19 protein-coding genes are annotated in these 20213 nt (G+C 61.6%); 5 read left to right on the top strand and 14 right to left on the bottom strand.

What is annotated here, in order from left to right; all coding sequences use genetic code 11:
- The 6 genes from AB4N98_RS01085 to AB4N98_RS01110 form a co-directional block, all read right to left on the bottom strand.
- The gene (locus AB4N98_RS01085) at window positions 1-1707 is read right to left on the bottom strand and encodes an ATP-binding protein (protein WP_017528014.1); all 1707 of its coding nucleotides are present in this window, start codon (window positions 1705-1707) and stop codon (window positions 1-3) included.
- Between the two features lie 109 nt (window positions 1708-1816).
- Window positions 1817-4909 (bottom strand): error-prone DNA polymerase, encoded by a 3093-nt coding sequence (locus AB4N98_RS01090; RefSeq protein ID WP_206665933.1) that lies wholly within the window; start codon window positions 4907-4909, stop codon window positions 1817-1819.
- Window positions 4885-6297, bottom strand: a complete 1413-nt coding sequence (locus tag AB4N98_RS01095; protein ID WP_017528016.1) for a Y-family DNA polymerase — start codon at window positions 6295-6297, stop codon at window positions 4885-4887. Before AB4N98_RS01095 ends, AB4N98_RS01090 begins: the two co-directional genes overlap by 25 nt.
- A 7-nt stretch (window positions 6298-6304) precedes the next feature.
- On the bottom strand, window positions 6305-6919 hold the full coding sequence (gene imuA / locus AB4N98_RS01100) for a translesion DNA synthesis-associated protein ImuA (RefSeq protein WP_017528017.1): 615 nt from the start codon (window positions 6917-6919) through the stop codon (window positions 6305-6307).
- A complete protein-coding gene (gene lexA, locus AB4N98_RS01105; protein WP_017528018.1) occupies window positions 6919-7536 on the bottom strand; it encodes a transcriptional repressor LexA in 618 nt (205 codons plus the stop codon). The genes imuA and lexA overlap by 1 nt, the downstream gene beginning before the upstream one ends.
- A gap of 69 nt (window positions 7537-7605) precedes the next feature.
- Entirely contained in the window at window positions 7606-8043 is a 438-nt protein-coding gene (locus AB4N98_RS01110) for a DUF3995 domain-containing protein (protein WP_017530336.1), read from the bottom strand.
- A gap of 93 nt (window positions 8044-8136) precedes the next feature.
- Between AB4N98_RS01110 and AB4N98_RS01115 the strand changes: the two genes are divergently transcribed.
- Window positions 8137-8526 (top strand): DUF2946 domain-containing protein, encoded by a 390-nt coding sequence (locus AB4N98_RS01115; RefSeq protein WP_017530335.1) that lies wholly within the window; start codon window positions 8137-8139, stop codon window positions 8524-8526.
- Window positions 8527-8621: 95 nt separating this feature from the next.
- A complete protein-coding gene (locus AB4N98_RS01120) occupies window positions 8622-10748 on the top strand; it encodes a TonB-dependent receptor (protein ID WP_020379922.1) in 2127 nt (708 codons plus the stop codon).
- An 81-nt stretch (window positions 10749-10829) separates the two neighbouring features.
- Here AB4N98_RS01120 and AB4N98_RS01125 read toward each other — a convergent pair whose 3' ends face one another.
- Both AB4N98_RS01125 and AB4N98_RS01130 read right to left on the bottom strand, forming a co-directional pair.
- On the bottom strand, window positions 10830-11846 hold the full coding sequence (locus tag AB4N98_RS01125) for an ABC transporter substrate-binding protein (RefSeq protein WP_017530333.1): 1017 nt from the start codon (window positions 11844-11846) through the stop codon (window positions 10830-10832).
- Between the two features lie 133 nt (window positions 11847-11979).
- The gene (locus AB4N98_RS01130; protein WP_050554011.1) at window positions 11980-12429 is read right to left on the bottom strand and encodes a hypothetical protein; all 450 of its coding nucleotides are present in this window, start codon (window positions 12427-12429) and stop codon (window positions 11980-11982) included.
- A gap of 413 nt (window positions 12430-12842) precedes the next feature.
- Between AB4N98_RS01130 and AB4N98_RS01135 the strand changes: the two genes are divergently transcribed.
- The 3 genes from AB4N98_RS01135 (at window position 12843) to AB4N98_RS01145 (ending at window position 13768) form a co-directional block, all read left to right on the top strand.
- On the top strand, window positions 12843-13109 hold the full coding sequence (locus AB4N98_RS01135; RefSeq protein ID WP_026067460.1) for a hypothetical protein: 267 nt from the start codon (window positions 12843-12845) through the stop codon (window positions 13107-13109).
- A gap of 114 nt (window positions 13110-13223) precedes the next feature.
- Window positions 13224-13454 (top strand): hypothetical protein, encoded by a 231-nt coding sequence (locus AB4N98_RS01140; RefSeq protein WP_026067459.1) that lies wholly within the window; start codon window positions 13224-13226, stop codon window positions 13452-13454.
- A gap of 71 nt (window positions 13455-13525) precedes the next feature.
- Window positions 13526-13768 (top strand): DUF2789 domain-containing protein, encoded by a 243-nt coding sequence (locus tag AB4N98_RS01145; RefSeq protein ID WP_017530330.1) that lies wholly within the window; start codon window positions 13526-13528, stop codon window positions 13766-13768.
- On the opposite strand, the gene AB4N98_RS01150 is transcribed toward AB4N98_RS01145, so the two are convergent.
- The 6 genes from AB4N98_RS01150 to AB4N98_RS01175 all read right to left on the bottom strand — a co-directional run bounded on the left by AB4N98_RS01150 (window position 13734) and on the right by AB4N98_RS01175 (window position 20175).
- A complete protein-coding gene (locus AB4N98_RS01150) occupies window positions 13734-15443 on the bottom strand; it encodes a methyl-accepting chemotaxis protein (protein ID WP_460060369.1) in 1710 nt (569 codons plus the stop codon). The genes AB4N98_RS01145 and AB4N98_RS01150 overlap by 35 nt on opposite strands.
- A 98-nt stretch (window positions 15444-15541) precedes the next feature.
- A complete protein-coding gene (locus AB4N98_RS01155) occupies window positions 15542-15946 on the bottom strand; it encodes a TraR/DksA family transcriptional regulator (protein WP_003191666.1) in 405 nt (134 codons plus the stop codon).
- Between the two features lie 358 nt (window positions 15947-16304).
- The gene (locus AB4N98_RS01160; RefSeq protein WP_026067458.1) at window positions 16305-17327 is read right to left on the bottom strand and encodes an ABC transporter permease; all 1023 of its coding nucleotides are present in this window, start codon (window positions 17325-17327) and stop codon (window positions 16305-16307) included.
- Between the two features lie 58 nt (window positions 17328-17385).
- Entirely contained in the window at window positions 17386-18939 is a 1554-nt protein-coding gene (locus AB4N98_RS01165) for a sugar ABC transporter ATP-binding protein (RefSeq protein ID WP_026067457.1), read from the bottom strand.
- A gap of 65 nt (window positions 18940-19004) precedes the next feature.
- Complete coding sequence (locus AB4N98_RS01170) at window positions 19005-19934, bottom strand: sugar ABC transporter substrate-binding protein (RefSeq protein ID WP_017530326.1); 930 nt, start codon at window positions 19932-19934, stop codon at window positions 19005-19007.
- Window positions 19935-19998: 64 nt separating this feature from the next.
- Window positions 19999-20175, bottom strand: a complete 177-nt coding sequence (locus AB4N98_RS01175; RefSeq protein WP_175404205.1) for a hypothetical protein — start codon at window positions 20173-20175, stop codon at window positions 19999-20001.
- Between the last annotated feature and the right edge of the window lie 38 nt (window positions 20176-20213).

Raw genomic sequence — 20213 nt, forward strand, 5'->3', positions numbered from 1 at the left:
TCAACCTTGTCTTGCGGTAAGCACGCGGCGCACGCGTAACGTCAGGGCTTCGGGGCTGTAGGGCTTGCTCAGCAGATGAATGTCGCGGCTCAGCAGGTGGTTGCTGGAGAGGATGTCGCGGGTGTGGCCGGAGGTGAACAGCACCGGCACGGGAGGCGTTTGCCCGCGGGCCCACTGCGCGAGGTCGGTGCTTTTGACGCGGCCCGGCATTACCACGTCGGTAAAAATCAGGTCCGGTTGCAGGCCGTCTTTGAGCTTGAGCATGGCCTGGTCGCCGTCTTCGGCGGTGAGCACGGTGTAGCCCGATTGTTCGAGCACTTCCACGACGGTCAGGCGCACGCCTTCATTGTCTTCGACCACCAGGATCGTTTCCTGGCCGCCCTCGGGCGCCAAGGGTTCGGCCGATGTTTCCGGGCGTTCCTCGCCCAGGTTGCGCGGGAAATACAACTGCACCAAGGTGCCCTTGCCTTCTGCGCTGCACACATCCACGTGCCCGCCGCTTTGGCGCACAAAGCCGAACACCATGCTCAAGCCCAGGCCGGTGCCGTGGCCGTCGCGCTTGGTGGTGAAGAACGGTTCGAACACCTTGGCCTGGATCGCCGGTGACATGCCCACACCGGTGTCGCTCACCGCCAGGCGTACGTATTCGCCGGGGCTGATGCTTTTGCCGATGCAATCATCGGGGTTGAGGATGATGTTTTCACCGCTGATGCGAATCACGCCCTCGCCCTTCATGGCATCCCGCGCATTGATCGCCAGGTTGAGCAAGGCGTTTTCCAGTTGGTTGCGGTCGACATGAATGCGCCACGGATCACGCGGCAGTTGCACATCAATGCGGATGGTTTCACCCAGTGCGCGCTGCAGCAGTTCGCCGAGGTTTTCGTAAATGCGCAACGGGTTGTACACCGCCGGAGACAATGGCTGGCGACGGGCAAAGGCCAGCAGTTGTGTCGACAGCTTGGCGCCCCGCTCCACCGCTGCAATGGCCGCGCTCACACGCCGCTGCACCTGGGGGTTGTCCGGTTCATGGCGGGCCAGCAAATGCAGGTTGCCGGCGATCACTTGCAGCAGGTTATTGAAGTCGTGGGCCACGCCGCCGGTAAGGCCGCCGATGGCTTCGAGTTTTTGCGACTGGCGCAACTGCTCCTCGGCGGTGGAGCGCGCCTGCACTTCAGCGGCCACGCGCTGTTCGAGATTATGGGTGAGTTCCTGACGCACCTGTTCGGACTTCACCAACTCGGTGGTCTCGACCACAATCGCCAGGACGCCGGCCGGTTGCTGGTCATCGCCGGCGACGGGGCTGTAATACAGGTCCAGCCATACGGTTTCCGGTTGTCCGTTGCGCAGCAGCACCAAGTCCTTGTTGTTGAACGACAACGTGCCTCCGGCCAGGCAGGTGTCCACCACATGCCGGTTGAAGTCGGCCACTTCCGGCCAACCCAGCTCCACCGGCGTACCCAGCAGGTACGGGTGGCGACCACCGGCAAACGCCGAGTAGCTGTCGTTGTAGATCATGTGGCCCAGGCGCCCCCACAGCATCACCATCGGCACCGGTGAGGCAAGCATCATTTGCACGGTACAGGCCAGGCTGGTGGACCACTGGTCGATGGGCCCGAGGTCGGTTTTTGACCAGTCAAAGCCGCGTATACGCTGAGCCATTTCACCGGCCCAACCTTCACAGCCATGGGAATTGGATAAGAATTGCATTGTTAAGCTCTGGGCAAAGACAGGACAGTCGCCATTTTTGGAGCTTACACCGAGCAGATGGTTTCATTTGGTATAAATTTGGCAGTAACCACCACGCTGTCCCCAGGCTTCAGTGAAAATCCCGGCTGCGCACATCGATGCCTTCCAGCAATACGCTGAGGTCGGTCAAACGCCCGGCGATCAAGTGCCGCACCTCGCCCACCGCCTCCCACCGCCCGTCCACTTTGAGCAGCCGCGAGCCGACCAGGGCCTGGCGCTGACGTTCGGCCAGGTCGCGCCAGACCACCACATTGAGGTTGCCGAATTCGTCCTCCAGCGTCACAAAAGTCACGCCGCTGGCGGTGCCTGGGCGTTGCCGACCGGTGACCAGGCCCACCACGCTGACGTTACGCCCATGCTCCACCGCCATAAGCTCGCGGGAACTGCGACACCGACGCTTGCGCAACTCATCGCGCAGCAACGCCAGCGGGTGCGGCCCAAGGGTGGTGCCGAGGGTGGCGTAATCGGCGCGCAGGTCTTCGCCCAGCGTGGGCGCGGGCAAGTCCACCCGCGTTTCATCGCAGCCGGGCAACCCGGCAAACAGCCCCAGTTGTTGGTGTACGCCGGCCACGTCCCAGCGCGCCTGGTGCCGGTTGCCGGCCAGGGCGCGCAAGGCGCCCGCGTCGGCCAACAACGCTTGGGCGCGGGCATCCAGCCCGGCGCGCGCGCCCAGGTCGGCAATGTCGCTGAACGGCCGGCGCTGACGGGCGGCTTCGATGCGCCGCCCGTCCTCTTCGCGAAACCCGCTGATCATGCGCAGCCCCATGCGGATCGCCGGTTGCTGGCCGTCGATGGGCTCCAGGCTGCAATCCCAGTCGCTGGCTCGCACATCCACCGGGCGGATCTGCAAGCGATGGCGCCGCGCATCCTGCAGGATCTGGTCCGGGCTGTAGAAACCCATGGGCCAACTGTTGATCAACGCACAAGCAAACGCCGCCGGCTCGTGGCATTTGAGCCAGCAACTGGCGTAGGTCAGCAAGGCGAAACTGGCCGCGTGGGATTCCGGAAAGCCATAGCTGCCAAACCCCTTGATCTGCTCGAAAATCTGCGCCGCAAAGGCTTCGGTGTAGCCGTTTTTCAGCATGCCGGTGCGCAGGCGCTGCTGGTGCGGTTCCAGGCCGCCGTGACGTTTCCAGGCGGCCATGGAGCGGCGCAACTGGTCGGCCTCGCCAGGGCTGTAGTCGGCGGCGACCATGGCGATCTGCATCACTTGTTCCTGGAACAGCGGAATGCCCAGGGTGCGCTCCAATACGCTTTTAAGTTGCGGCGACGGGTAAGTGGTTGCTTCTTCGTTGTTCCGTCGGCGCAGGTACGGATGCACCATGCCGCCCTGGATCGGCCCCGGTCGCACAATCGCCACTTCGATCACCAGGTCATAAAACGTCCTGGGCTTGAGCCTGGGCAACATCGACATCTGCGCCCGCGATTCGATCTGGAACACACCGATGGTGTCGGCCTTGCTGATCATCGCGTAGGTGGCCGGGTCTTCCTTGGGGATCGTCGCCAGGGCCAGGTCGAGGTCACGATGACGGCGCAGCAGGTCGAAGCACCGGCGAATCGCGCTGAGCATGCCCAGGGCGAGGATATCCACCTTGAGCAGGCCGACCGCGTCCAGGTCGTCCTTGTCCCATTGGATGATGGTGCGTTCGGCCATGGCGGCATTTTCCACCGGCACCAGGGTGTCCAGCGGGTATTCGGAAATCACGAAGCCGCCGGGGTGCTGGGACAGGTGCCGGGGAAAGCCGATCAATTGCCCGGTCAGGGTCAACACACGGCGCAGCAACGGGCTGTCGGGGTCGAAGCCCGCTTCGCGCAGGCGTTCCAGTGGCGGCGTCGCATCACTCCAGCGCCCGCAGCAGTCGGCCAGGGCGTTGATCTGGTCCGGCGGCAACCCCAGCGCCTTGGCCACGTCGCGCACCGCGCCGCTCGCGTGGTAACTGCTGACCACCGCCGTCAACGCCGCGCGGGTGCGGCCATAACGCTGGAACACGTATTGCAGCACTTCTTCACGGCGCTCGTGTTCGAAGTCCACGTCGATATCCGGCGGCTCGTTGCGTTCCTCTGACAGGAAGCGCTCGAACAGCATGTTCGTCAGGCTCGGGTTGATCTCGGTGATACCCAAGGCAAAACACACCGCCGAGTTCGCGGCCGAGCCTCGCCCCTGGCAGAGGATCGAACGGCTGCGGGCAAAGCGCACGATGTCGTGCACCGTGAGGAAATAGCTTTCGTAACCCAGCCTGCCGATCAACGCCAGTTCGTGATTGATCTGTTGCAGGGTCTTGGCATCGATACCCTCGGGCCACCGCTGGGCGATACCTTCTTCGGTAAGAACGCGCAGCCAGGATTGCGCATCATGCCCCTCGGGTACCAATTCGCGCGGGTAGCGGTAGCGCAACTGGCCGAGGTCGAAGGTGCAACGGCGCGCGATGCTCAGGGTCTCGTCAAGCAAGGCTTGCGGGTACAACGCATTCAGCGCATCGAGACTGCGCAAATGCCGCTCGCCATTTGGGTGCAGGCGCGTGCCGGCGTCGGCCACCGAGACGTGATGGCGGATGGCGGTCATGGTGTCTTGCAGGGCGCGTCGACCACGCGCATGCATGTGCACATCACCGCAGGCCACTGCCGGGATATCCAGGCTCGCGGCCAACTGCAGGCGCTGCTCCAGATGGCGCGCATCGTCCTGGCCACAGTGCAGGTGCACCGCCAGCCACAGGCGCCCGGCGAAAGTACGGCGCAGCCACTGGATCGAGGCCTGGGTGTCGCTGTCTTGCGCGACCCACACCGCCAGCAGGCCGTTGAGGGGTTGGTCGAAGTCTTCTTGCAGCAGGCGATAACGGCCCTTTTCGGCGCGGCGTCGGGCCAGGGTGATCAGGCGGCACAGGTACTGGTAGCCGCTGAGGTCTTCCACCAGCAGGACCAGTTTCGGGCCGTTTTCGATGCGCACTTCGCTGCCGATAATCAATGGCAAGCCCACCGCCTTGGCCGCCTGCCAGGCACGCACGATGCCCGACAACGTGCATTCATCGGTGATCGCCAAGGCGCTGTAGCCCTGGCGCTTGGCGCGCTCGAACAACTCCAATGCACTGGAAGCACCGCGCTGGAACGTGAAGTTGGACAGGCAATGCAGCTCGGCGTAGCTCATGCGAACCAGCCTTGCAGCCACAGGCCATCGGCTTGCCCCACCGTGCGGTAGGCCCAGCCTTGCTGGCCGGCGCGGGTCTGGATCAGGTAGTAGTCGCGGCGGATGTCGGCGCCGTCCCACCAGCCGGTTTCGATACGCTCCGGCCCCATGAGGATCCGCACGCCCTGCTCGGCCAGCAAGGTGGGCTCGTTGAGCAGCCAGCCGGGACGTTGCACCTTGTTCAAGGTCGGGCATGGGCGAGTGTCCGCCGCCGCTTGCCAGGCGCATTCGGGCCGATGGTCGGCGTGAAAGCGCAGGCCTTGCACCGCCTCATCGCCCAGGCGCGCGCGCAGGCGTTCGCGCAGTTGCTCCCAGGGCAGGGTCTGTTGCGGGCGGTCGTCGAACAGGTCCTGGCGCTGCGGCACAAATACCGGCAAGTCGCGGGCCACCAGGCGAAAGCCGCGCACCGGGGCGCTGACTTGCAACTGCTCCAGGCGCCCACGGGCCAGTTCGAAGAGCATCGCAGGTTCACGCTCGGCGCTGAGCAGGCCGACCTTGATCACGCTGTCGGGCGCCTGAGCGTGTTCCAGATGCAGGTCAAAACGCTGCACGCCACTGTCGCGACCACACAGGAATGCCGACAAATCGCCGGTCAAGCGGCGCAGCGGAAACAGCAGCGCCTGGTGGGATTGCACGTCGAAATTCAATTCGATGCGTTCATCGAACTGGTCCGGCGGCTGGTAAAACCCAAGGGCCAAGGGGCGTTGTCCGGTCAGTGCATCCAGGTGTTTGAGCAACGTGGCGTCGAAACGCCGCGCCAAGGTGTGCCGGGGCAAAGCCTGCACCTGCGCCAGGGTACGCAGGCCCATGCGCGACAATGCGGTGGCGGCCTGGGGCTCAAGGCCGGCGCGGTCGATGGGCAGCGGCGCCAAGGCTTGCGCCAGGGCCTCATCCGCGACGGCCAGGCCATCGTAGAGATTGGCCAGCACCCGCGCCGCGGCCGGGTTGGGTGCGGCGACGATACGGTGACGAAAGCCCAGTTCGGTCAGCTCTTTGCGCAAACGCGCTTCAAACTGCGGCCAGGGCCCGAACAGTCCCAGGCTCGATTCGATTTCAAACAACAAGGCGCGTGGGTAATACAGGCTGACCTGGGAGCTGAACTGATAGGCCCAGGCGGCCAGGAACTGCTGCCAGCGTTCGATTTCGGCGGGGTCGTATTCGGCGCTGGCAAAGGTCTTGGCCAGGGCATGCGCCGCCGTCAGCGATTGGCCGGGACGCAGCCCCAAGGCACGGGCAGCATCGTTGACGGTTTGCAGCACACGCCGCTGCGGCGTGCCGGCCAGCAACGCCAGGGGTTGCTCGGGTTCGGGATGCACACGCTGCACGCCGTCCAGCGCCAATTGCGGGAACACAATACACACCCAGCGCATAGCAACCTCAATGCCCGCTCAGCGCAATCGGCGCCGGATGAGCCAGGCCGCCACGGCATTTGAGCACCCGCACTTGGGCAGGCCTGGCTTCGACGGCCAGGCGCAGGGCGGCGGGAGATGAGTTGACCGCCTCGCTGATGGATCGCCAGGCAAACGCCAGGGTCTGCCCGGTTTCCGCCGCCACCTGCAAACGCCGCAACGCGCGATCATCGGCCTTGCGCGGCCAACACAACACCGCGCCGCAACTGCCGGAGCGCAGGCATTGCTCCACCGCCCACAACGCGTCGCGCTCCTCGGCCTGCACCACCGAGAGTTGGCGTAAATCGACCCCGGCGTTCTGCCAGGCGTGGGGGTACGGCGTATACGGCGGGGCCACCAGCACAATGCGTTCTCCCGCCGTGGATAAGCGCGCCAGGGTCGGCAGCACCAGTTGCAATTCGCCGATACCTTCATTGGCCAGCAGGATTTCACTCAGGGCCGACTCAGGCCAGCCGCCGCTTGGCAGCACCGCATCCAGCGCCGTAAGCCCGGTAGGATGCACACTGGCCGGCGGCGCGGCGGGCCGGCCTTTCCAGACGCGGCCGCCATTGAACAGCGTATCCAGTGCAACCACGGCGCCCATCAACCTTGCCTCACCAGGCCGCAGAACACCCCTTCAATGGCCAAGTCCTGGTCAGGCCCCACCACAATGGGTTGATACGCGGGGTTGCGCGGCAACAGACGCACGCTGTCGCCATTGCGTTCGAAACGCTTGATGGTGACTTCACCGTCCAGGCGCGCCACCACGATCTGCCCGGTCAGGGCCTCGGCACTGCGGCGTACACCCACCAGGTCGCCGTCGAGAATGCCGTCTTCGATCATCGAATCGCCCTGTACCCGCAGCAGGTAATCCGGCGTTTTCGCGAAGGTAGCGGGGTCCAGTTGCAGGCGGCTGTGTACGTCGGCATCGGCGCCAATCGGCCGGCCAGCGGCGACACGCCCGAGTACCGGCACATCCAGCCATTCGGGACGGGCGGGTTGATTGAGCAGGCGAATACCACGGGCCTGATTGGGGTTGACCTCGATAAAACCGGCTTCGGTCAGCGCCACCACGTGTTTACGCGCGACGCTGCGCGAGGCAAAGCCGAACGCTTCGGCAATCTCGGCGAGGCTGGGGGGCTGGCCTTGCTGCGCGATACGGTCGCGGATAAAGGTCAGGATGGCGGTACGGCGGGGGGTCAGGTTCGTCATGGAGTACATTTGTACTCCTGTAGGAGTTTTCTTACAATAGCCGGTAGTCGCGTAGCGGGGAACGTAAGGCGCAGGTCCTCAACTCCACGCCACCACCAATAACCCTGCCCCCAACACTAGGCACAACGGCGAATAAAACCACGTATCCAGCCGCGCAAACCGCGACCCACTGACCTTCTTGAAAAAACCCACCAACTCCGAATCCCCAATTGCCCTGGCAAACATCACTACGGCAATCGCGCTGATCCCCCACTGCAACGCCCGATGGGACACCGGCGAAAAGTACAACCCGGCACGCAGGCACACCAACAGTGCAATCGCCACCAACCCCATCGCCACCAAAAAGGTGCCCAGTGCCGAAGGTTTGAACGCCGGGCGTGGCCCGCTGGCGAATTCACCGGGAAGTTGGGGGATGGCGGCGAGGCTGCCGAGTTTGCCGCCGGCGGCCCAATACAAGTGGACCATGCTGATGCAGGTAAAAATGCCGACAATCCACCGTGCGACGACGAAGCTCATGACTGGCTCTCCCTGGAAAAGTGCGAAAAAGCATAGTCGCCCTGAGATTTTTTGCAGGCATTTCGTCGGCGGCTGATGGTAAAGTGCCGCCCCATGAAAATCGCCCGTGCCGATCGCTCGCTCATTGCCTGGATGCTGTATTGCTGCGTCCTGTTCAATGTGTTCGCCTGCAGTATCGGTCACGGGCAGATGGTGGGGATGCAACTCAATGGGATTGGCGGTCAGTTCTGTACCGTAGACCCGCGCACCCAGGCCCCCAAGCCGACCCACTCCACCGGTGAGAACCTGCCCACGCTGTCCAAGGCGTTCGGTTGCCCGCTGTGTTCCACCGGCGGCATGGGGCCCGCGCTCAGTTCCAGCCTGAATGTGGCGGTGTTGCCGCAACCTCACGCCCCACCACCGGCCATCGTTCTGGCTGCTGACATCCCTGCCCGCTTCACCTGGCCCACGGCTAACCCGCGCGCGCCGCCCGCTTTCGCCTGATACCTGCGCTTTTTGATCTGCACTGACCTGCGTTTCCGTAAGGAAGTACGTACGGCTGTGCGTTGTTTTCAAGCCACGTTTTTCAGGATTCAACCATGAAGCATTTACCCCTGTTGGCAGGCCTGTTCGGCTGCCTGCCTGTCTGCGCCTGGGCGCTCGAACTGGCCCCGACCACCATCGATGGCCAACCAACGCCCGAGCCCGGCCTGGCCCTGGACCAACCCAGCGGCGTGGCGTCGCGGTTGGGGCTAAGCGTGCGGGAGACCCCGGCGTCGGTAGCCATCGCCAACCGCAATGATATCGAACGCCATGGCGCCAAGACCTTCCGCGATGCGGCCAACACCCTGCCCGGCGTCAACGCCAGCGCGCCGCCGGGGTTTGGCGGTTTTGTGTCCTATCGCGGGTTTACCAGCAGCCAGATCACCCAGATGTTCAACGGCATCAACGTCGCCACCGGCCTGGCACGACCGGTGGATGCCTGGATCTATGATCGGGTGGAACTGGTGGGCGGCCCCTCCTCCCTGATCAACGGCGCCGGCGCCGTCGGTGGCTCGCTCAACTATGTGACCAAGCTGGCCACCCGCGAGGAACAGGCCGCCGAGGGCCAACTGACCTATGGCAGCTACGACACCGCCGGCATGGCCTTCGGCGTCAACCATGCGCTCACCGAGCCGAGCGCCGAGGTGCAGCATTACGCGCGCCTGGATGTGAGCCGCAACACCAACCACAGTTATATCGACCGTGACCAGCGCGACGCCTGGAGCCTGGCGTTTTCCTTACTCAGCGACCTCACACCCAGCCTGTCCCACACGCTGGCCTTGGAGTATCAGGATGAGCATGAAGACAGTCCTTACTGGGGCACGCCGGTGCTCAACCCCAAGGCCGGCGAATTGAAGATCGACACGCACAACCGGTTCAACAACTACAACGTCGCCGATGGCCGCTACGAGCAGCGAACACTGTGGGCGCGCTCGATCATCGACTACCGGATCAACGACAGCACCACGCTGAAAAACACCCTCTACCATCTCGACAGCCAGCGCGATTATCGCAACCTGGAAACCTACCAGTACACCGCCGATAACCGTGCGGTGAACCGCTCGACTGCCTACCAGGTGCGCCATCAAGGTGAACAGAACGGCAACCAGTTCGAACTGCGCCATGACGCCAGCTTGCTGGGGCTGGCGACCACCTGGTCCGGCGGTTTTGAGTACAAGGTCAACAGCACCACCAACAGCCCATTGAATGTATCCGGCAAAAGCACGGTGGACCCAAACCACTACAACCCTGGCAATTTTTATGACATACCGGGCACCCGGCCGGGATTCGTAAGGGACAAGACCAACGCGGTGACCACCCAAGCGCTGTTTGTGGAAAACCGGCTGGGCCTTAGCGACAAACTATCCCTGCTCACTGGCCTGCGTTACGACGCTATCGACCTGGATGTCACCAACCACCGCGTGGTCACGGCGAGCAACCCCCGCCACTTCAAGCGCAGTTGGGAACCGGTGACCGGCCGCGCCGGCCTGACGTACCAGTTCATGCCATCCGCCAACGTGTACGTGCAATACAGCACCGCCGCCGAGCAGCCCACTACCACCACACAAGTATTTGATGTATCGACCGGCAAACAGTGGGAAGTGGGCAGCAAGTTCGACTACCTGGACGGTCGTGGCTCCGCCACCGTCGCGGCCTATCGGATCGAGCGCAAGGACTTTGCCGTGACCGATCCGCTGGACCCGACCAACAGCATCCCGGTCGGCGCGCAGTCGTCCAAGGGTATCGAGGTGGCCAGTTCGCTGCGTATCACTCCAGCGCTTCTGGCAGAGGGCAACTTCGCCTGGGTAGACGCCGAATACGATGAGTTCAACGAGAAGATCGCCAGCGGCGCTGTGGTCTCACGCAAGGGCAACACGCCAACCAACGTACCCAAGCGTGTAGGCAACCTGTGGCTGACTTATGATTTTGCCGATGACTGGCAAGGCGGGGTGGATACGCGGTATGTGGCCCAAGTGTATGCCGACAATGCCAATACGCTGACCGTACCGGCCTACACCCTGTTCGGCAGCTTCCTGCGCTACAAGGTGGACTCGCACACCTCGGTGACCGGTCGGGTACGCAACCTGACTAACGCGGTGTACGCCGAGTTTGCCCATGTGTCGCCGGCTTACTATTTGGGATCGCCAAGAACGTTCGAGGTGGCCGTACACACCCGGTTCTAAGCCCGGCAATACCCTCCGAACGCGGGAGCAGGCTTGCTTGCTCCCGCACTTTTGAGGACCACTCGAAAGCAAGAACGGGGGTTATTTCAGACTCGCTTCAACCTTCCCCGCCACCTCCTCGGTCAACCATGCCTTCCACACCTCAGGGTGTTCTTTCATAAACACCTGGGCCACCTCGCGTGGCGCCGTGTGATTCTCGCTCATGGTCGCCAAGGCTTTATTCAATGGTTCGATCGGAAACTCGACCTTTTCAAAGAATGCCGCGATCTGAGGGTGTTCTTTCTGGAACGGCGTGGACACGCCGATACTCAACCTGGATGCCAACGACCGCGTCGGCTTTGGATCAGGATTATCCGCATCCGTCAGGGTTTTCCAGGCCTCGGCGTCGAACGGTGGTTCCTCCAGCTGGATGAGTTTGTAGCGCCCCATCAAAGGCGTAGGCGACCAGTAGTAGAACAAGACCGGTTTGCCCCGGCGTATCGACGAGGCGATCTCGGCATCCAGTGCCGCGCCGGAACCGCTGCGGAAATTCACGTAGCTGTCGTCCAGGCCATACGCCTTGAGTTTCTGTTTGTTGACCACTTCCGAGGTCCAGCCGATGGGGCTGTTGAGAAAGCGCCCTTTACCGGGGGACTCCGGGTCTTTGAACACGTCCTTGTAACGCGCCAGGTCCTTCACGCTTTTAAGCTCCGGCGCCAGCGGCTTGAGCCCTTTGGCGGGGTCGCCCTTGACCACGTACTCCGGCACCCACCAACCTTCGGTCGCGCCTTTGACCGTATCGCCCAGGCCCACCACCTTGCCTTCGGCCTCTGCCTTGACCCACACCGGGCTGCGGCCGGCCCACTCTTCGCCGATCACCTGGATGTCATTCTTGGCCAGGGCGGTTTCCAGGGTGATGGTGGTGCCGGGCAAGGTGTCGGTGGGCAGGTCATAACCCTTCTCGACAATCACTCGCAGTATTTCGGTGATCAGGCTGCCGCTTTCCCAGTTCAGGTCGGCAAAGTGCACCGGTGCCTGTGCGGCACAAACCGGCAGCGAAGCCATGGACAGGCTCAGGGTCGTCAGCGACGCGGCCAACAGCGTTCTCAATCCTTTCATGCCCTTGCACCTCGCGATATCGCAGCAGATAGCGGACGGCTTTGCTGCTTATGCGCGAAGCCTCTGAGTAGTTAAGTCAACTCAACTGTAGTAGAGGTTCCGGGAGATAGGAGATGTTCGCAGGATGTGCGGATTATTCACTGGCCTTGAACGTGACCAATTCACCCTTGCGCCACTTGGCGGCCTTGCCGGTCACGGCCTTGAGGGTTTTGGTCAGGCCTTCCTGCAATTGTTCGTTGGCGGCAAACACCAGCATCACACTGTGGCCTTCCTTGAACACGATGCCCTGGCCTTCGGCCGAAGAAACAAAGGCGTAGTCGCCCAGGCCATACACCGTCAATTTGATATCGCGAAACTTGAGTTCGAACTTGCCACCTTCGCGACTGGGTAATACCGCTGCGCGGAAATGGTCGCCTACTTTGAGTTCCAGGCGGGGTTTGTCATCCACCACCATCGCCGCTTCGGTATCGATTTCAGCGATGTAGATGCCTTCCGGCGTCTGCTCAGTGATGTAGACGAAACGGGATTGAAACTGCTTGACCAACTTTGCGCGCAAATCACCCAGCACGAACAACGCGTGCATATCCAGATTACTGACTGCCAAGGAAACGCCCCCACATCGAAAAGAGCGCCGTCCGCCAAAGGCGGGCAGCACAAAAAAACGGCCATTTCGGCACGGTTACACACATTTTTTGAAAAAAACTGAAGAAGATCCCGCTGCCCTGCCAGAGGCAGGTACAGGCGTACACGACAAGCCTCACGCGAGGTCATCCTGCGCCACAGGAAATCACAGGTTCAATAGCCAGAGAATACCGGTCGACCCGCTTCAGAGAATAACCCTATTAAAAACGCAGTTTCCGACAGCTCATACAATTGAAAACACGAGCGCTGGAACCAGGTGCCACCCGCCGACGACAATACTAAAACAGCTACGGGGGTCAAAACCACCCGTAACGCTGCTGGTGTATCAACAAGATCGATCGACAGGAGCTGACCATGCAACGACGTCACTACGACGCTACGTCTTCCCGCACTCGTTCATCATGTCAGGAAGAACGGCAATACTACTGCTTGCACAGCGTCAAGGGGTACTCCAATTCAATTCTTTACCAAGTGGTACCCGCCGGGCGCAACTTCTTTCATATCCTTGAAGTGACCAGCGGCAGAATCAAAGGCTTTCGCAGTGACCACATCCAGGCCTGCGAACTGGCCAAGCAGTTGGAAACCAGCCTGCACGGTGCAATCGTTTCGTCACCTGGATGACTTTACTGCGCCGTCGCCCCTCAACAACTGCCATACTGGCCCGTCGATTGAAACTTGCCCCGTGCGGGTCAGGTTTCATCAGTGCAGTTGATTACCTCGAAGGGAAGGCGATACGTGACGGAATTTGATATTGGCGAATTTTTCATCCATGGCGACGCAAGGGAAGTAGACGGTGAGTTTCAAGCGGTGATCGTGATGCGTGCCAAGCCGCCGCTGACTGCCGTCACCCTGCATCAGGTTGAAAAAGACCGCTGGTTCAAGACCCTGGACACCGCCGCTGCCGCCGGAAAAGAATCCGCCCTGGCACTCAAGACGGCCGTGGATTCAGGCGCATTGACTTCCTGACAATCCGATCGAACTCCTGCGCGGCACAGCTCTCCCATGCATAACGATGCTCAGCCTGCAGGGAGAAACCCATGGATACGACTAGCCCAACGCTGCAAACCTTGTTCGAACAACTGGGCCTGGATTCAAGCCAGGAAGCCATCGAACGATTCACGGCAGAGCACCGCCTGCCAGACGATATAAAGCTGATCGATGCGCCGTTCTGGAGCGAGCAACAGGCCGCTTTCCTCAGGGAGCAGTTGCATGTCGACGCAGAATGGGCGCCGGCCGTGGACGACCTCAACGCCCTGCTGCACGAACCTCCCCAGGCCTGACGCTCTTCGCGGCTTGCGGCTTATACCCCAGGCGCAAGCCGCCCCAATGCCGCCCCTTGACCATGATCGGCACCGACAAGTCGTGCATCAACTCGCCGGTATCGCGGGTGTAGGTCTGCAATAACACGGCTTGTTGATGGCTGCCGCAGCGAATCCCGGTACGGTCGTCAAACTTGCGCTTGGTGCGGTTCTGTACCGCATCGACCTGGGCGTCGCCGGTCAAGGCCTGGGAAAACGCATTATTGTGCGTGGGCACATAGCCCTGCTGTGTGCAGGCGATGGCAAACACCAGCCCCTCATGACGCGGCAACAACGCTTCCTGGATCGCCGGCAGGACCTGATCGGTGTAGCCGTCAAATCGTGTGTGGTACTTGCTCGGACGGGTGTTGGGAATGGGCGTGTAAGTGCGGTCGAACAAATCGTCCAGGCTGATGCGATTTTGCTGCACATCGGCCTCCATTTGTGCCGCTATGCGGCTGGCGCCCTCACGCGCCAAGTCGTAGACGCGCTGGTGATAGTCATCCAGCCCGACTTCCGCCAGGCGCTCGCTGATGGTTTCGGCCTGCCCTTCCATTTGCACCGCGGCATCGGCCAGTTGCCGGGTTTGCTGGTCGCTCACGTCCAGATCGCTGCGCATCTGCTCCACGGCATGGAACAGGCTGTCGAGTTGGGTGCGGTTGGTATCGGTGCCCAGGGCGATCTCATTGACTTGCCCTTCCACATCCGCCGCCAGGCTGGCGATGCTGTGCAGCTGTTCGCCGGCGCGTTCCACCTGCTCGACGCCAGTGTTCAGGTCCGCTGACAACTGGCGAATCTGCTCCACCACCTGGGCCGTGCGCTGCTGGATATCCGCGACCATCACCCCGACTTCATCGGTGGCCGTGGCCGTGCGGCCGGCCAGCCCGCGAACTTCGTCGGCCACCACGGCGAAGCCCCGCCCGTGCTCCCCGGCGCGCGCCGCCTCAATGGCGGCGTTAAGCGCCAGCAGGTTGGTCTGGCTGGCGATGGACTGAATCACCAGGGTCACGCGCTGGATTTCTTCGCTGCGCTGGCTCAAGGCCTCGATCAGCTCGCGACTGGCATTGGCGCGCTGGCTGAGCTGGTGCATGCGGGTGATCGACTGGGCCAGCACCTCACGGCCTTCGGTACTGCGCTGATGGGCCTGGCTGGCGGCGCCCAGGGCGTCGCGGCTCAATTGCGAGGTGACCTGCTCGGTGCTGATCATCACTTCGGCGCTGCTGACAATCTGCTTGGCCGCACTGAGTTGGGACTGTACGCGGGCGGCCAACTGCTTGACCGAATAGGCCACGCCGGCAGCAGACAGTGCGTTATGGCTGGTGGTGTAGGACAGGTCGCGGGTCAGGTCGCCAATCGCATCGTTGGCCGCGGATTGGGCCATGGCCGGCTTGGAATGTTTAAGGCGCGGTAGCCAGATCACCAGTACGGCCAAAGGCAGGCAGAGGTAGAGCGGCAGGTTGGCAAATGCCAGGCCCAGCAATACCAGCACCAGGGCGGTGCTCTGCATAAGCGGCGTGAGCCAACCGGGCAAACCGCGCACCACCGGTTGCGGTGGCACTGCTGCGCCCATCAGAGTTCCGTCTCCAGCCATCGTCGTTACCCCGCTGCTTGTCGTTATTGTCTCTGCATTAAACGCCACTACCAGGCCATTATCCATGGGCCTTTAGTGGGGTAGCGTGCAATAGATCAATAGACGGGAGGAGTAACGGGTCTTTCTCTGGGGGACCGCTTGAACAATCCCCCAGTTTCACCGCATCAGGCTTGGCGCTGGTGCTTGTCGATCTGCTCGTGGCGCTCTTGGGCTTCGATGCAGTACTTGGTGGTAGGGCTGATCAGCAGGCGCTTGAGGCCGATAGGCTCGCCGCTGTCATCGCACCAGCCAAAGGAATCTTCCTTGATGCGTTCCAGTGCCCGCTCAAGCTGCGGCAGCATGCGCTGGTCGCGGTCGATGGCGTTGACCAGCCAGGTGCGCTCTTCTTCCACGGAAGCGGCGTCGGCCGGGTCAGCCGGGGTATCCAGGCTTTCAATGGCGATACGGTTCTGTTCAATGCGCTCGTGGTGTTCCACTTTCATGTCTTGCAGCAACTTCTCAAAAAAAGCGTGCTGTTCGGCATTCATGTAGTCATCCGCCGGCATGGCCAGCAACTTTTCCTTTGTCATTGATTTCTCTATAAAAAATACGTGCATTAAGGCGAATAAGGGAGCGTTCCGGTCGACCTTTGCAGGCCTCGGAAGGGCGCCATCCATTCCAAGCGCCACCCGGCACTCAATTTACGAGGGGCGGCAGTCTAAGGCCGACTTGAGGGCGCAGCAACTGAAAAGACAGGCATTTTTACCGATACAACCCCAAAAGGCACCAGGACGGGCTTGGCGAACGGTTATCGGAGTGCGTTTATAGCAAGAAATTCAGTCTTGTGGAGCTATATAGAAGACAAACGGTTGAAACAGACGGTTGATGATCCATTGTGGGAGGGGCTTGCCCCCTCCCACATGGAGTTGTGTTGCCCTTTAAGCCGTATCAGCGCTTGAGCTTGCGCTTGTTGCGGTATTGGTCGATGACGACGGCCACCACGATGATCAAGCCCTTGATGATGTCCTGGATATACGCGTCCACACCGACAAAGGTAAACCCACTGGCCATCACGCCCAGGATCAGTGCGCCGATCACCGTGCCGGTGATACGCCCTACCCCGCCCGCCAGGCTGGTGCCGCCGATCACTGCCGCCGCAATCGCATCCAGCTCATAAGACATCCCCATGCCTGCCTGGCCGGTGGCGGCGCGGGCCGAGGCCACCACGCCAGCCAGGCCTGCCAGAAGACCGGCGATGCTGTAGACGATGATCAAGTGGCGCTTGACATTGATCCCCGAAGTCCGCGCCGCCTGCATGTTGCCGCCGATGGCGTAGGTGTACTTGCCGTACTTGGTGTAGCGCAGGGCGATATGGAAGATCACCGCCACCACCAGGAAGATGATCACCGGCATCGCGCCATGGCCGATGGCGGTGTACGAATCCGAGAGCATGCTCACCGGCTGGCCTTCGGTGTAATAACGCGCCAGGCCACGGGCCGAGACCATCATGCCCAGGGTCGCAATAAAGGGAGGAATACCGGTGACGGCGATGATACTGCCGTTGATCGCCCCGGCCAGCAACCCCACCCCCAGGCCCATGGCGACCGGGATCCAGACCGGCAAGTCCGTCAGGCTGGGGAATACCGCCCGGGAAAAATCGGAAGTCTGCGCCAAACTCGCGGCAATCATCGCCGACAGCGCCAGCACCGAGCCGGACGACAAGTCGATCCCCGTGGTAATGATCACTTGGGTCACGCCAATGGCCAGCAGGCCGATGATCGACACTTGCAGAATCATCAGCACCAGGCGCTGGGAATTCATCAAAAAGCTCTGGTCCCGCACAATCCAGCCGAACATCTCAAACACCAGGCCGATGCCGATCAGCACCAGGAAGATGCTCAGCTCGGTAGGCAATCGCCGCCGGTGCTTGACCGGTACCGTGGCAGGCTTGTTGTCTGTTATTGCGTTCATAGCCAATCACCTTCTTATTCTGTGGCGCGGGCCAACCGCAGGCCCGCGCGGCTGCTCGTCAGTGGACCGCGGTCATACCGGAGGCCAACTGCATGACTTTTTCCTGGGTCGCATCCGCGCGGTCCAGGGTGCCCATCAGTTCGCCTTCGTGCATCACCATCACCCGATCGCTCATGCCCAGCACTTCGGGCAGCTCCGAGGAAATCATGATCACCGCCATGCCTTCGCTGGCGAGGAACGAGATCAAGCGATAGATCTCGGCCTTGGCCCCCACATCGATGCCCCGGGTGGGTTCATCCAGGATCAACAACCGTGGGTTGGTCATCAGCCAACGGGCGAGCAAGGCTTTCTGTTGGTTGCCGCCCGACAGGGTGTCGATGCACTGTTCCAGGGACGGGGTTTTCACCCGCAGCTTCTTGCACATGTCTTCGCACAGCGCGCGCAGGGCTTTCTGCTGGATAAAGCCATTGCCTGAATAGTGCGACAGCACCGCCATCTCCATGTTTTCCAGCACCGACAGGCAGGGGAACAGGCCACTGAGCTTGCGGTCTTCGGTCAACAGCGCAAAACCTTTTTCAATAGCCATGTGCGGGTCGCTGATGCGTACCGCCTGGCCATCCAGGGTGATCTGGCCACCGTCGCTTGGGGTAATGCCGAACAGGGTCTCCGCCACGTTGGTGCGGCCCGAGCCCATCAACCCGGCGATGCCGAGGATCTCGCCGGCGTGCAGGTCGAACGACACGTCCTTGAACACTCCGTCCAGGCGCAGGTCGCGCACCGACAGCAGCAAGTCGCCAATCGGAGTCTCACGCACCGGGAACAACTGGCTCAGTTCACGGCCCACCATCATCGAGATCAGGCTGTCACTGTTCATGCTGTCGGCGCGTTGCAGGCCGATGTACTGGCCGTCACGGAACACCGCCACTTCATCGGCGATGGCGAACACTTCGTTCATTTTGTGGGTGATGTAGACGATCCCTTTGCCCTGGGACTTGAGGTCGGCAATGATCGAAAAGAGGTGGGCGACTTCCTTCTCGGTAATCGCCGATGTGGGCTCATCCATGATCAGGATGTCGGAGTCGTAGGACACCGCCTTGGCAATCTCGACCATCTGCCGCTCGGCGATGCTCAGGTTGCCCACCTGCTCTTCCGGGTCGAGGTTGATGCGCAGGCGCGCCAGCAACTCGGCGGTGCAGCGGTGCATTTCGCGATGGTTGACCATGTGCAGGCTGTTGAGCTGCTCGCGGCCGATCCAGATATTCTCGGCGATGCTCATGTGCGGCATCAGGTTGAGTTCCTGGTGGATCATGGCGATCCCGGCCTTTTGCGCCGCCAGCGGTGTTTCAAACACGATCGGCTTGCCGCGCAGGCGGATTTCACCGGCGTCGGGCTGGTAGATGCCGGCGATGATTTTCATCAAGGTCGACTTGCCCGCGCCGTTCTCCCCCATCAGCGCCAGCACGGTGCCGGGGCGCACGCGCAGTTGCACATCGGCCAGGGCCACGACGCCGGGAAAGCCTTTGCTGATATTGACGATTTCCAGCAGGTAGGGTTCTTCCAGCGGCAACGGCTGGATACCGGGAGGCTGCGAGACAGCGGCTTGAGCGAGCATAAAGAAGTACTCCATCGGCAAGGCGGGCACGACCGCCCTGCCGTTTCGTTGTTGTTATGTCAGGGCTACTTGAACTTGGCGACGTTGTCCGGCGTGATCAGTTGGAACGGGATGATCACGTTCTGCTCGATGGGTTCGTTCTTGGCCATCTTGCGCGCCGTTTCGACCGACTTGTCCGCCTGGCCCTTGGCATCCTGGAACGCCGACACCGTCATGTCGCCCTTGGTGATCGCGTTGAGGCCATCCGGCGTGCCGTCGACACCCGCGATCAGCACGCCTTTCTTGCCTGCCGATTTCAGCGCCATGGACGCGCCAATCGCCATTTCATCGTTATTGGCCAGCACCGCGTCGAAATCGCGGCCTTGAGTCAACCAGTCATTGACCAAGGTCATGCCCCTGTCACGCAACCAGATGCCGGTCTGTTCCTGCTCGATCTTGATGCCTGGGTACTTGGTCAGGACCTCCTTCACGCCCTTGGTGCGGTTGGTGGTGGAATTGTTCGCCAGGTCACCCAACAGAATCACGACGTTGCCCTTGCCGCCGAGTTTTTCGGCGATGTATTGCATTTGCAACTTGCCGGCCTCGATGTCATCGGACACCACCGCCGCGACGCCTGGGGCGAGCGTCGCGCTGTCAGGACGGCGGTTGACGAACACCAGCGGAATTTTTGCAGCGGTAGCGGCCTTGATAATGTTCGCCGTAGAGGCGGTGTCCACCGGGTTGACGATGATGGCGTCGACTTTCTGGCTGATAAAATTCTCGACCTGGCTCAGTTGCTTGACCACATCGGCGCGGGCGTCTTCGAACTGCAACTGCACGCCGTCACCTTTTGGATAGGACTTGGCTTGCTTGTCCATGTCTTCGCGCAGGTAGGTTAGGAACGTGTCATCGAAGGCGGACATGCTCACGCCTATCTTCAGGTCGGCAGCCGAGGCAACACCGCTGGCCAGGAGCATGGACAGGGCCAGCGCGGTAAAACGGATCGGGGTCTTCATGAACGGTCTGTCTCCAGTTTCTTGTTGGTTTTGTGGACGTTGCGTTTATCAGAGGTTGCGTTTATCAGCGCTCGGCGGGCAGTCGCACGACCGGTGCGCCGGGAATGCAGCAGACCAGCGCGCCGTGGTTTTCGACGCACAGCACATTAAGGAAGGAGAAGTAGAACGGCCGGGCGCGGGGCAGAGCGCGGGGCGTTTGGGCGGGGCGTAAAACTCGCAGTACAGCGTTGAAGATTTTCATCTGACGGTACCTGGTTGTTTTTGATCTTGTTTTTGTTG

The sequence above is a fragment of the Pseudomonas sp. S3_E10 genome (assembly GCF_054667615.1).

Coding starts and splice junctions, on each gene's coding strand:
- AB4N98_RS01085 (WP_017528014.1), bottom strand. CDS start 1,707: ATGCAATTCTTATCCAATTCCCATGGCTGTGAAGGTTGGGCCGGTGAA.
- AB4N98_RS01135 (WP_026067460.1), top strand. CDS start 12,843: ATGCAACGACGTCACTACGACGCTACGTCTTCCCGCACTCGTTCATCA.
- lexA (WP_017528018.1), bottom strand. CDS start 7,536: ATGTACTCCATGACGAACCTGACCCCCCGCCGTACCGCCATCCTGACC.
- AB4N98_RS01115 (WP_017530335.1), top strand. CDS start 8,137: ATGAAAATCGCCCGTGCCGATCGCTCGCTCATTGCCTGGATGCTGTAT.
- AB4N98_RS01125 (WP_017530333.1), bottom strand. CDS start 11,846: ATGAAAGGATTGAGAACGCTGTTGGCCGCGTCGCTGACGACCCTGAGC.
- AB4N98_RS01120 (WP_020379922.1), top strand. CDS start 8,622: ATGAAGCATTTACCCCTGTTGGCAGGCCTGTTCGGCTGCCTGCCTGTC.
- AB4N98_RS01160 (WP_026067458.1), bottom strand. CDS start 17,327: ATGAACGCAATAACAGACAACAAGCCTGCCACGGTACCGGTCAAGCAC.
- AB4N98_RS01130 (WP_050554011.1), bottom strand. CDS start 12,429: ATGCACGCGTTGTTCGTGCTGGGTGATTTGCGCGCAAAGTTGGTCAAG.
- AB4N98_RS01155 (WP_003191666.1), bottom strand. CDS start 15,946: ATGACAAAGGAAAAGTTGCTGGCCATGCCGGCGGATGACTACATGAAT.
- AB4N98_RS01150 (WP_460060369.1), bottom strand. CDS start 15,443: ATGGATAATGGCCTGGTAGTGGCGTTTAATGCAGAGACAATAACGACA.
- AB4N98_RS01110 (WP_017530336.1), bottom strand. CDS start 8,043: ATGAGCTTCGTCGTCGCACGGTGGATTGTCGGCATTTTTACCTGCATC.
- AB4N98_RS01175 (WP_175404205.1), bottom strand. CDS start 20,175: ATGAAAATCTTCAACGCTGTACTGCGAGTTTTACGCCCCGCCCAAACG.
- AB4N98_RS01145 (WP_017530330.1), top strand. CDS start 13,526: ATGGATACGACTAGCCCAACGCTGCAAACCTTGTTCGAACAACTGGGC.
- AB4N98_RS01170 (WP_017530326.1), bottom strand. CDS start 19,934: ATGAAGACCCCGATCCGTTTTACCGCGCTGGCCCTGTCCATGCTCCTG.
- imuA (WP_017528017.1), bottom strand. CDS start 6,919: ATGGGCGCCGTGGTTGCACTGGATACGCTGTTCAATGGCGGCCGCGTC.
- AB4N98_RS01165 (WP_026067457.1), bottom strand. CDS start 18,939: ATGCTCGCTCAAGCCGCTGTCTCGCAGCCTCCCGGTATCCAGCCGTTG.
- AB4N98_RS01095 (WP_017528016.1), bottom strand. CDS start 6,297: ATGCGCTGGGTGTGTATTGTGTTCCCGCAATTGGCGCTGGACGGCGTG.